Genomic DNA, 11860 nt, shown 5'->3' with positions numbered 1-11860 from the left:
AAATTTAAAAATACCGAAGACCGGACTTGAACCGGTACGGAGCTTCCTCCTCAGGATTTTAAGTCCTGTGTGTCTACCAATTCCACCACTTCGGCATAGAATAATATGATAAATAATAATATATTGCAATGTCAAGCTAAATAATAAAATAAATATAAAAACTCAATTAATAACTATTTTTTGAGGAAAATTTTCAATAACATAATTGCTGTGCAAATAATCTTCAATTACAAACATAAATGAATATAAAGAAACCCTAGCAAAAAAATTAGAAAAAACTCTAAAATCAATTTTATTTGCTAACATTGAAATATTGTTTGAATCATTTATTAAGCTAAAAAATCCATTTTTGATCAACAAATCAAAAATAACAAATTCAGACTCATCTAAAATAAAAATTAATTTATCTATTTGGGCTTTTAAATATAAAATTTGCTCATTAATTTGCAAACTAGTGGGATTTTTAATAAAATCCTTGCTTAAATTATAAATAACAATACCATAGTGATTGCTCTTAAATTTAAAATCCACAAGCAATCCTAATTTTAAATCACAAGAATCTTGAATTACACTTAAAACTTTAATATTTATTTGGTGCTTAGAAAGAATGCTAACAGAAAGCCCTCTGCCTTGATCAATAAAATAAGCATTCTTAAAAGTTCCAAATAAAACTCTATTATTAATTAAATCAAGCACATTTTTATTCTCAAGATTCTTAATAATTATTAAATCAAAACTTTGATTTAAAATATTATAAGTAGAGTCGAGTAAACCTTGAGAAGAGTCATCATTTAAATTAAAATTTGCAACCTTAAGCTCCAAAACACTAAAATCTATATCTACAAAATTGCAGGAAAAAAATAAAACATTAAGAAGAAATAAACTCTTCAAGTTGGCATTTTGTCTCAACAACTTCAAATACAAGTCCATACTTTTTTGCAGCGCCACTGTCTAACCAAAAATCTCTATCAGTATCCTTTTCTATTTTAGAAATTTTTTGACCTGTTTCTTTTGAAATAATATTATTAAGTTCTTTTTTAACTTTATTTAACTCATTAGTATAAATCTCAATATCTGTAGCAACTCCTTTAAATCCACTCAAAGGCTGGTGCAATAAATACCTGGCAAAAGGTAGTGAAAATCTATTTTCTAATTTTGCAGCCAAAAAAATTAAAGCAGCAGCACTAGCTACAAGCCCTACTCCAACTGTAAAAACTTTAGGCTTAACAAAACGAATCATATTAAAAATAGCAAATCCAGCATCAATATCGCCTCCTTCTGAATCAATGTACACAAATATGGGCTTTTTAAAATCTAAAGTCTCTAACAATAATATTTTTTCCTGGAAAAGCCTAGAAACATCCTTAGTAATCTCACCAGCAATAACTATTGATCTACTCTTTAAAACTAATTTCAATGATTTATCATGCAAAATACAAGCATCATTATCTTCTTTCCCGGTCATAAAACATCCCTTATACAAAAACATAATGATATATTATAATTGAAAATAAAAGGTTTTTAAATGATAAAAAAGCACAAAAATTAAACAATTGCAATTATTTTCTGAAAAGAAAAAGACTAATAAATCTTTAATCAAACTTCATCAAAGCCAAAAAATACTCTAAATTTTACAAATAAGTAAAATTCAAAAAGGAGTTTATAATGCATTATGAATTTGCAGTTATTGGGGGAGGAATAGCAGGAAGCACCGTTACTTACGAACTGCTTAAAAGAAATAAAAAAGTAATTCTTTTTGACAATGAAGATACAAAAGCAACAATAGTAGCAGGCGGACTTATTAATCCTATTATGGGTAGGAAAATGAACATTGCTTGGAGAGAACCACATATTTTTGAATTTGCAAAAAACTACTATCAAGAAATTGAAAAAACCATTAAATCTAATTTTTTTATAGAAAAAAATATTTTTAGACCCTTTACTACTGAAAATCAAAAAAATGAACTGATTGATAAACTTCAAAATGATAAAAACATAAAAAACTTTATTTTAAAAATAAAAGATGGAAAAATTTACAATTTCTCAAACGACTCTAACGGCGGAATGATAATAAAAGGCGCAAGGATTAATACAAAAATCTATATAAAAAATATTAAAAAATATTTAATCAAAAAAAATTCATATATAAATAAAAATATAGACGAAAATCAAATTAAACTTGAAGAAAGTTCTTTCAAAATAGAAGATTTCAAATTTGAAAAATTAATATTTGCAAAAGGATATAAAGAAAAACTCAAAGGATTTTTTTCTTATCTCCCATTTGAGCCTGCAAAAGGAGAAATCATTATATTAGAATGCAAAAAATTAAATTTTAAAGAAGTTTACAATAGACACGTATCTTTAATTCACTTAAAGGGCAATAAATTTTACCTTGGGGGCACTTACGAATGGAATACTTGGAATACGCTTACAAATGAATGGGCAAAATTAGAATTATTGGGAAAATTTAAAAAAATAACAAATTTAAAATGCAAAGTTATTGGTCAAAAAGCCCACATAAGACCTTCAACCCTTGACAGAGAGCCTTTCTTAGGAGAACACCCCAAGTATAAAAATATCTTCATATTAAATGGGTTTGGAACAAGGGGCATGTCAATGGCACCATACTTATCTAATTTATTAGTTAATAATATTGAAAAAATTGACAAAATTCCAAATCATTATAATATTAAAAGATATGAAAAATACTATAATATTTTGGATCATTCTTAAAATCAAAATTTTCAAATCTATGCTAATACGCGATTATATCTCTTAATATTTCTAAATTCAAAAAAAAATAATATAATGTTTAAGTTAAGCTAAAATAATTCTTATCCAAAGAGAAACTAGAAAGTGAGGCAAAATTTAACAAACCAATTAAAATTAATTAATACTTTCAGAACAAACCAGGAGAATAATCTTTGGGATTCAATATTAATATTATAGGAACTGGGGGAACAAGGCCGCTCCACAACAGATATTTGTCGTCCGTGCTAATCGAATACAATGGAGATAATTTTTTATTTGATTGTGGAGAAGGAACTCAAATGTCTTTAAGAAAGCAAAAAATATCTTGGCAAAAAATAAAAATGATTTGTATTACGCATTTACATGCTGATCACATCACAGGACTACTAGGAATAGTGATGCTGATGTCACAAAGTGGAGAAACAAGAAAAGACCCATTAATAATTGCTGGGCCTGTTGGAATAAAAAACTATACAAAAGCCAATATAAATATGCTTAAAATATATAAAAACTATGAAATAATTTATAAAGAAATAATCATAGATAAAACCGACAAAATAATATATGAGGATAAAACAAAAAAAATTGAATATACCAAACTAAAACATTCAATAGAATGTGTTGGATATTTATTCATAGAAAAAGATAAACCTGGAAAATTCAACACAGAAAAAGCAGAAGAGTTAAATATTCCTAAAGGGCCTATTAGAAAAGCTCTGCAAGATGGAAAAGAAATATTAGTAAACGGAAAAATTATAAAGCCATCAGAAATACTTGGAAAATCTAAAAAAGGACTAAAGGTTGCATACCTTACAGATACTGGTTATTTTAAAGAGCTAATACAACAAATCAAAAATTTTAACCTTGTAATAATTGAGAGCACATTTAAAAATGAGCTAAAAAAGGAAGCAGATAAAAAACTTCACCTAACAGCTGGTGGAGCTGCAAATATTGTCAAGCAAGCAAAAGTTTTACAAACAGGCCTTATTCATTTTAGCGAAAGATATACATTAAGAAAAGATCTTGAAAACTTACTAAAGGAGGCAAAATTGGAATATCCAGACGGAGAAATTTTTTTAACAAGAGATGGGATGAGACTTGAAGCAAACAAAAATAACTTTATTATTAAATAGGAGGGTATATGATAAATGTAGAAAAAGTTACTAAAATGTATGGACCATTTACAGCACTATTTAATGTTAGCTTTAGGGTTGAAGAAGGCGAAGTACTTGGCATACTTGGCCCAAACGGAGCCGGAAAGTCCACATTAATCAAAATCTTAACATCATTTCATTATCCAAGCAAAGGTAATGTAAAAATTTTTGGTAAAGACATTGTAGAGCATTCAAAAGAAATACTACAACAAATAGGATATGTTCCTGAAAAACTGGCTCTTTATCCAGAGCTTTCTGTTAAGGAATATTTAAAGTTTATATCAGAAATAAAAGGTGTTAAAAAATTAAAAAAAGAAATTGATAGAGTAGTAAGCATATTCAAATTAAAAGAAGTTGAAGATAAGCTGATTTCTCAACTCTCAAAAGGATTTAAACAAAGAGTGGGAATAGCTGGCGCTTTAATAAACAATCCTAAACTTGTAATACTTGATGAGCCAACAAATGGTCTTGATCCAAATCAAATAATTGAATTTAAAGAATTTTTAAGAGAACTTGCAAAAGAAAGTACAATATTATTCTCTTCACACATACTAAGTGAAGTAGAATCTATTTGTAAAAGAATAATTATTGTCAACAACGGAGTAATTGTTGCTGATGACACAAAAGAAAATATTATTAAAAACAAACTTAAAGAGATTGAAATAGAATTAATAGTTTTAAAAAAATCTGAAAATGAAAAAAAAATTTTCAATAACAAAAACGATATTTTTACATTAATAAAGCTTGAAGAACACGAAAAAGACTTAAATATTTCATTAAAACTATCTCAAGGAAAAACAGAAGAAGATCTCTTTAGCTACATAGTAAAAAATAATATAATCTTAAAAGCAATGATCCCAAAACATGAAAGCCTTGAAAAGATATTTAGCAAATTAACCAAGGAGAGAGAAAAATGAAAATAGATTTAAAGAAATCTTTATCGCTTTCTAAAAAAGAACTAAAAATATTATTTGGAACTCCAACTGCATACGTTGTGATGCTATTTTTTTTAATATTCATAAACTTTTCATTTATTTTTTTATCAGGATTTTTTATTAAAGACAATGCATCTCTTACCTCTTATTTCTCTTCAATGCCTATTATTTTAATGTTGGTGCTGCCAGCACTTAGCATGGGAGTATTCTCAGAAGAACACAAAACAGGAAGCATTGAACTTCTTTATGCTCTACCGCTAAGCCCTCAAGAGATAGTCTTAGGTAAATTTATTACTCTTAAAATATTTACCTTAATATTATTCTCACTTACCCTACCCCTTACAATAATGACAATTTTCATGGGCGAATTTGATCTTGGGATAATATTTCTTCAATACCTAGGAATAATTCTTTATTCTCTCTCAGTGCTAAGCATGGGAACATTTATATCCTCTATTACAAAAAGCCAAATAGTCTCTTACATTCTAAGCGTATTTACACTGATATTAATACTATTTTCTGGAAAATTGGTTATGATCTTTGGAAAAGAAAATATAATAGGAGAAATGCTTAATTTTGTTTCAATAACTAATCACTTTAGCTATTTTAATATGGGCATATTAAACTTATCAGACTTTATTTATTTTATTACATTCACAATCACATTTCTAATACTAAGCACACACAGCATAACGCTAAAAAAATGGAGATAAATTTATGAAAAATAAAGAAAATGAAGTTTTAAACCTAACACTGAACCTTACAATAATCTTTTTGATTTTTTGTAATATATCTATTTTCATTTTTAAAATAGACTTTACAAAACACAAAGCTTTTACAATATCTAAAGTTACAAAAAATTTGTTCTCAAGTGCAAATGAAACAATATATATAACATATTACAATTCGGGAAGCCTTGAAAACTATTTTGCTTTTCCAAGCCAAATAAAAAACTTTTTAATAAGTTTTTCTGATGCTTCAAAAGGTAAGGTAATTTATAAAGAACTTGACGCTGATAAAATTTCAACGCCATTAGAGCATATTGGCATTCCTTCTCAGCAAATCGATTTAAGAGATATTAATCAGCTCTCAATACTTAAAATATACTCAGGAATTGAGATTATTTACGAGGGCAAAAGAGAAGTAATACCGGTTGTAACAGAAATTAGTAATTTAGAATATGACCTTGCAAATGTACTTGACAAGCTAATAAACAATACAAAAAAAGTTCTGGGGCTTGCTTTTGGAGACAGCACTTTAAAAGAAGCACACAAAAACTTTTCAGAAATAATGAAAAAAGCATTTGGAATTGAAATAAAAGAAATAGATTTAAAAACTGAAAAATTAGAAGTCATTAGAAAAGATATAAATGGATTATTCATTATTGGCGCCAAAGAAATTGATAAAGAAATTGCAAAAAAAATTGACGATTTTGTTGTCAATGATGGAAAAATATTTGTTGCAACAAGCGCAATTGACTACAATCCTCAAAATCCCTATGGCATAACTCCTATTAAATCCAGCCTATTTGATCTATTTGAAAGTTATGGTATAAAATACAACGAAAATATTATTCTTGATAAAAGAGCACCCACAATCTTTTTGGGTGGCAATTTCCAAACTTACTATCCATGGATTTTAATAGACAAAAGCAATATTGTAAAAAAAGATATGCCATTACTTAAAAATTTTTATACAGCTACAATTCCTTGGAGCAGCTCATTAGAACTTATAAAAAAGGACGGAACAGAAGTAAAATTTTTACCTCTATTTGCAAGCTCCAAACAATCATGGCAAGTTAAAGAACCTAATCTTTCAAACATATCTTTGAATGCATTTGAAATTCCAAATAAATTTGAAGAGAATAAAATTAAAATACTAGGATATGCAATTGAAGGGAAAATTAAAAGTCCTTATAAAGATCAATATTCCAAAAATTCTAAAATAATCCTAACAGGATCAAGCATGATATTTAGTGACTATATGTACAATGGTTCTCCGTCAAACTTTGAACTGTCTGGAAGAATTTCAGATTATCTAATGCAAAAGGAAGAATTTTTTAATATTAAGTCTAGAGAAGTGCGAGCTAAATTAAAATTTGCAAGCTCTTCAAACGAAATGGTCAATGCAAAGTTTTCATTAATAATTGTTAACTTAATTATTCTTCCAACAATAATATTAATATTTGGACTTGTTAGATTTACTAGAAAAAGAAAAGCAAATTAATAAGAACAAAGGAGTATTTATGACAAAACCAAAAATATTCTCAATCAATAAAGAAAAAATAAAAATATTGACAATAGTGGTGTTAACATCTACATTCTTATTGGGAATAATTTTTTCAAATGAAAATAAAGTAGCAAGGATCCTGGAAGAAAAATTTTTTGATTTTGACTTTAATTCAATTTCTAAAATTGAAACAGAGCTTGAAGGAACATTAACAAAACTTGGCAAAGATTGGAGGTTAATATACAATAAACAAAATATTCCTGTTGACAATAAAAAAGTTAACTCTCTAATCAAAGCATTAGACGAGCTTCAAAAAAACAAACTTGTAAGCAGAGATCAAAAAAAACACAAAGAACTGGGCATTGAGGAAAACCCAAGTTTTAAATTATTTGACAATAATAACAAACTGTTAACAGAAATTTTTGTTGGAAAATCAGGAGAAGGCGATTCAAGACTAGCATACATTAAAGGCAGTGATGAAAATGTTTACTTAACAAAAAACATTTTCTTATCATATAAAGGAAATTCTTACAATACATTTTCAGATACTACATTATTCCAAGAAAAAAACACAAAATTAGAAACTTTATCATTTGAAATAATAAGAAAATTAAACAAAGAAAATGAAAATAATATAAATAATAACTATGAAATTACCACTAAAGATGGTCTTTATTTTTTAAATAACCAAAAAATGGTAAAGGAAAGACCTTTAAATATTATTGCTGAATTTAAAGCTGATGGACTCGAAATTGATAAATCTAAAATAAATGACTATAATCTTCAATACAAGATTCAAGCCAAATGGAGCAATAAAAGTGTCAATAATATTGAGGTTTATTTTAATAAAAAAGAAGAAAATGGCAAAGACATATTAATCAAAAAAGATAAAGATGAATATTACTACACTACTAGTAAATGGACTTTTTTTGATGTATTTGACTTAGAAAAAAAATTATTAGAAAAAGACAATACTTCTAGCAATAATAATCAAGAAGATCATCATGAACATCACGACAATGCAGATTGATCTTGCTATATATAAAAAGTATAAAAATAAATATAATCAAAATGTAACCATGACAAAAACAACATTTTATCTTTTGATAAAATGTTGTTTGGCTTTGCTGATAATATCTTTTAAATTAAACTTAATAAGTTAGAACAAAAACACCCCGATATATCAAAAATTAATTTAAAAATTAAGAATTTTTGTAAAAAATAGAATTTAAACGAATGGATTTTTAACCTTTGGTAAGTAAAAATTTAACTTTTTTTAAAACTTCATACTCTTGTTTAATTTTAAAAATATTTCTATTAGGATTTAATTCAAGCTCACTTTCTACTCTATCAATAAAATTTATTAATATGGCTTTTTCATCGCTACTTAGAGCAACATTATTTAAAGATTCTTGCGCATTAAATTTACTCACAACCTTTTCAACATCATTAAAATTAAAATTAGAAGAATCCTTGGTTATGCCTTCAGAGCTGGGCTTATCATAATTAGCAAAATCATTGCTCTGGTTTTGATCTATCTCATCACTCAAATTATCATACAAATTTTTCTCCCCATCATTAGGAAAAGAACTCTCGGCAACCTTAGAGTCTAAGCCCTCTTTTAAAATATTTTCAAAGTCATCAAATTCTTTTAGCTCAAAACGTTCACCAGAGCTCTCAAGAATTGCACAATTGGTATCATTCTCATGCTCAATGTTTCCATTCTCACCAATCAAATCTAAACGTTGCTTATTATCTACAAAGCTCTCCAATTTTTCACTGTTATCGTTATTACTATTTAACTCAATATTTTCTGTGGACACATTATCACGACCAGCATCAATATCTTCTTTTTTTAAAATATTATTATTATTAGACAAATTATCAGCCACATAAAAATTGCCAGTCAAGCTTAAATCTTTATCTCTATTAAATTTAACATCTTGCTGAACTTCTTCATTTTCTTTTGGGGCATAATTGATACCTTCAAGAAGTGCATCTAATTCTTCTTGACCAATAGAAATATTAGGCAAATTATCTTCTTTTTTGGAAAATGAGTCATCTGTCTCAGATGACTTTTTTTCAAAAGCCTTCGAATCATAAGAAATAAAATCTCTTTGAACAGGCTTAAGACTATTATCAAGCATTTCTTTTTCAACTCTTTCAACACGAAGCTCAACGTCCTTTAAGCAATTAATCAACTCGCCATGTCTTTCTTTTAATATGTTATCGAGTTTTAACAGCTTTTCGTCTAAAAAAGTTTTAAGATTATCTGAGGTTGTAGGAATAATATCAACAGACTCACCTCTTAAAAATACCCTTTCAATATCAAAATCAACTTCCTTGGGACCTTCCTTGATAAAAAAAATACTTTCCTTCATGCCAAATTTGCTCTCCAAAACTACTAATAGAACTACAATCTAAACTAACTTTAACTACTTGTAAATATAGTATATTAAGAATATAATTACAAGCTATATGACCATTTATAAAAAAATTGCAATGTCTTTTTACTCGGGAATACTGAGCTATTTTATAATAGCTCCCATATTTGGAGAGAGAGGATTTGTTAATTATCAAAAATTGGATAGCAACTTAATATTAATAAAAACTCACATCGAAAAACTAAAAGAAATTCAAAAAGAATTAAAAGCAAGATATATTAACCTGCAGGTATCTAAATCAGAAATTCTAAAAGAAGCTAAAAAATTGGGCTACTACCCAAAAAACTCAACAGTAATAAAAACTAACAACAATAAAGATCAATATAACCAAGGACAAATATTAACCTTACAAAACCCCCTTTCCAAGAATCAAAATTTTTATCTTATATCAATAGCAATAGGTTTAATTTATTATTTTTTATCAAGCTGCATTATCCAAACCAAAAAAAATGCAAAAAGCAATAAATTTGCCTACAACAACCCTAAGGATTAGTCTTTATTGAAAATATTTATTTTAAAAAATACAATATATTTATTAATTAATTTAATTTTTACATCATTTTTTTGCATATCCTTAGTAAATTTTTTTTCAAATGAACATCAGTATAATCCTTTTGTTAAAACAAATATCCTAAAAAATTACTTACAATATATTGGAATATATAAAAGTATAGAAAGATACTACCTGATACATAACCTTAATCCTAAATCAAAATTAGCAAAAGATTGCTTTTTAAGGCATATAGCCGGCAATTCATATATAATATACAAAACAAAAAATCAAGGAATACTGTGGGGTAATCATCGATACTCTTTGCTGAGCAAAGGAAAGCCAACTACTAAAATAATTTTTCAAAAAATATTCAATACTTTAAAAGTTTCAATTCCAGGCGCTCTGCTCTCTTACATTGCAGCAATAGTCCTTATTATAATTTGGAAAATTTACATAAAAAACACCCTAATAAATAATATTCTAGAATATTTAATGTTATTACTCCACTCCATGCCAAGGAACTTAACAGTATTTTTAATATTGTCTTTAATATATTACCTTAATTTAAATCCAAAAAATTTAATAATAGGTGGATTTGCATGGTTTTTTTCATTCTTTATATTTAATTCTGTAATTTTTAAACAATCTCTTGACAAAACTTTATCAGAATTTTACATAAAAGCCGCAAAATCAAGGGGAATAAATAAACTACAAATAATCTTAAAACACGCGTTAATTCCATCAATAACACCACTGCTCACTAACATGAGACCTATTCTTACAACCGCTTTTTTTGGGGCATCAATGATTGAATCAATGTTTGAAATTGATGGAGTTGGGGCCTTATATTTAAATGCTTTGAAATTTAATGATTACGCTATTTCTAAAGATTTAATTTTTATTGGTGTTTTCATTATGCTCATTCCAAATATAATAACAGATATTCTAATTTACAAAATCAACCCATATAAGGACACTCTAAGCTAATGAAAAGAGATACAATAATAAAAAAAATTTATATCGCACTCTTTACAGTATTTATTGTATTGCTAATTATTACTCCATCACTGGTTAATGAAAATTCAAAAATTGCAATCTATAAAAAAGATCCAAATAAAGTTTATTTAAAACCCATTAAAAACATGCCTATGCCACCCACAAAAGACAACCCACTGGGAATCGACAAAACGGGAAGAGATATTATGGCAAGACTAATACTTGCAACCAGAAACTCTATTTTACTTTCACTAAGCTACGCAACAATTTCTGCAATAATTGGAATCTTTATTGGAACAATAATTGGCATGTTTAGTTTTGAAATTTGCATGCTAATTTCAAAACCAATCGAAACATTGCAAACATTACCCTTTTTTTACATTGTGTCTCTGGTTTTTTATTTCTTTTTAAAACAAAAAACTTACAATATGCTTCAAACAGCAACACTATTGGCCTTGATTCATGGATGGATTAGATTTGCTTTCATTGCAAGAAACAATACATTAATAATAAAAAATTTGGATTATGTCAAAGCCAGTGAAGCTATGGGGGCAAGCAAAATTAGAATAATATTGCATCATATTTTTCCAGAAGTATTCTCATCAATATCATCTATAATCCCACTGCAAATGAGTAGAAGTCTTACTACTTTTGAAGTAGTAAGCTTTTTGCAAAAACAAGATAAAAATCTATATCCGAGTCTTGGAGAACTACTAAACTATATGCAAATGGGCAATGAATATCTATGGATATGGATCAATCCCTTACTTATATTAATAGGCATTAACATAATACTAGCAATGATAAATTTTCAGCTGAGAAAAAAAATGAAACATTTAATATCATCTTAAATAAAAA

12 protein-coding genes and 1 tRNA gene are annotated in these 11860 nt (G+C 27.2%); 9 read left to right on the top strand and 4 right to left on the bottom strand.

Going from position 1 to position 11860, the window contains the following annotated elements:
- Positions 1-11: 11 nt before the first annotated feature.
- From QIA46_RS03820 to QIA46_RS03810, 3 genes are all read right to left on the bottom strand, one after another.
- Positions 12-95 (bottom strand) — tRNA-Leu (locus QIA46_RS03820).
- Positions 96-162: 67 nt separating this feature from the next.
- Entirely contained in the window at positions 163-822 is a 660-nt protein-coding gene (locus tag QIA46_RS03815; protein ID WP_317268571.1) for a hypothetical protein, read from the bottom strand.
- 46 nt (positions 823-868) lie between these two features.
- Positions 869-1465: an ATP-dependent Clp protease proteolytic subunit gene (locus tag QIA46_RS03810; protein WP_317268489.1), complete on the bottom strand. Its 597-nt coding sequence runs from the start codon at positions 1463-1465 to the stop codon at positions 869-871.
- Positions 1466-1665: 200 nt separating this feature from the next.
- Between QIA46_RS03810 and QIA46_RS03805 the strand changes: the two genes are divergently transcribed.
- From QIA46_RS03805 to QIA46_RS03780, 6 genes are all read left to right on the top strand, one after another.
- Positions 1666-2733 (top strand): NAD(P)/FAD-dependent oxidoreductase, encoded by a 1068-nt coding sequence (locus tag QIA46_RS03805; protein WP_317268488.1) that lies wholly within the window; start codon positions 1666-1668, stop codon positions 2731-2733.
- Between the two features lie 191 nt (positions 2734-2924).
- On the top strand, positions 2925-3884 hold the full coding sequence (locus tag QIA46_RS03800; protein ID WP_317268487.1) for a ribonuclease Z: 960 nt from the start codon (positions 2925-2927) through the stop codon (positions 3882-3884).
- Between the two features lie 8 nt (positions 3885-3892).
- Positions 3893-4822, top strand: coding sequence for an ABC transporter ATP-binding protein (locus QIA46_RS03795; protein ID WP_317268486.1), 930 nt, complete (start codon positions 3893-3895; stop codon positions 4820-4822).
- A complete protein-coding gene (locus QIA46_RS03790; RefSeq protein ID WP_301341875.1) occupies positions 4819-5553 on the top strand; it encodes an ABC transporter permease in 735 nt (244 codons plus the stop codon). The genes QIA46_RS03795 and QIA46_RS03790 overlap by 4 nt, the downstream gene beginning before the upstream one ends.
- A gap of 4 nt (positions 5554-5557) precedes the next feature.
- Positions 5558-7066 (top strand): GldG family protein, encoded by a 1509-nt coding sequence (locus QIA46_RS03785; protein WP_317268485.1) that lies wholly within the window; start codon positions 5558-5560, stop codon positions 7064-7066.
- 19 nt (positions 7067-7085) lie between these two features.
- The gene (locus tag QIA46_RS03780) at positions 7086-8099 is read left to right on the top strand and encodes a DUF4340 domain-containing protein (RefSeq protein WP_317268484.1); all 1014 of its coding nucleotides are present in this window, start codon (positions 7086-7088) and stop codon (positions 8097-8099) included.
- Positions 8100-8313: 214 nt separating this feature from the next.
- Here the strand turns inward: QIA46_RS03780 and QIA46_RS03775 are convergent, their stop codons facing one another.
- Positions 8314-9450, bottom strand: coding sequence for a hypothetical protein (locus QIA46_RS03775; RefSeq protein ID WP_317268483.1), 1137 nt, complete (start codon positions 9448-9450; stop codon positions 8314-8316).
- 97 nt (positions 9451-9547) lie between these two features.
- Between QIA46_RS03775 and QIA46_RS03770 the strand changes: the two genes are divergently transcribed.
- From QIA46_RS03770 to QIA46_RS03760, 3 genes are read left to right on the top strand one after another with little or no spacing between them, the layout of a single operon-like run.
- Positions 9548-10006: a septum formation initiator family protein gene (locus tag QIA46_RS03770; protein WP_317268482.1), complete on the top strand. Its 459-nt coding sequence runs from the start codon at positions 9548-9550 to the stop codon at positions 10004-10006.
- 6 nt (positions 10007-10012) lie between these two features.
- On the top strand, positions 10013-10993 hold the full coding sequence (locus QIA46_RS03765; protein ID WP_317268481.1) for an ABC transporter permease subunit: 981 nt from the start codon (positions 10013-10015) through the stop codon (positions 10991-10993).
- Complete coding sequence (locus tag QIA46_RS03760) at positions 10993-11853, top strand: ABC transporter permease subunit (protein ID WP_317268480.1); 861 nt, start codon at positions 10993-10995, stop codon at positions 11851-11853. Before QIA46_RS03765 ends, QIA46_RS03760 begins: the two co-directional genes overlap by 1 nt.
- Positions 11854-11860 lie beyond the last annotated feature (7 nt).

It is taken from the genome of Borreliella carolinensis (assembly GCF_032595855.2).
Lineage (GTDB): Bacteria > Spirochaetota > Spirochaetia > Borreliales > Borreliaceae > Borreliella > Borreliella carolinensis.
The sequence above is the reverse complement of the archived record's forward strand: the minus strand, read 5'-3'. Positions and strand labels throughout refer to the sequence as shown.

Coding starts and splice junctions, on each gene's coding strand:
- QIA46_RS03810 (WP_317268489.1), bottom strand. CDS start 1,465: ATGACCGGGAAAGAAGATAATGATGCTTGTATTTTGCATGATAAATCA.
- QIA46_RS03805 (WP_317268488.1), top strand. CDS start 1,666: ATGCATTATGAATTTGCAGTTATTGGGGGAGGAATAGCAGGAAGCACC.
- QIA46_RS03795 (WP_317268486.1), top strand. CDS start 3,893: ATGATAAATGTAGAAAAAGTTACTAAAATGTATGGACCATTTACAGCA.
- QIA46_RS03790 (WP_301341875.1), top strand. CDS start 4,819: ATGAAAATAGATTTAAAGAAATCTTTATCGCTTTCTAAAAAAGAACTA.
- QIA46_RS03785 (WP_317268485.1), top strand. CDS start 5,558: ATGAAAAATAAAGAAAATGAAGTTTTAAACCTAACACTGAACCTTACA.
- QIA46_RS03780 (WP_317268484.1), top strand. CDS start 7,086: ATGACAAAACCAAAAATATTCTCAATCAATAAAGAAAAAATAAAAATA.
- QIA46_RS03775 (WP_317268483.1), bottom strand. CDS start 9,450: ATGAAGGAAAGTATTTTTTTTATCAAGGAAGGTCCCAAGGAAGTTGAT.
- QIA46_RS03770 (WP_317268482.1), top strand. CDS start 9,548: ATGACCATTTATAAAAAAATTGCAATGTCTTTTTACTCGGGAATACTG.
- QIA46_RS03760 (WP_317268480.1), top strand. CDS start 10,993: ATGAAAAGAGATACAATAATAAAAAAAATTTATATCGCACTCTTTACA.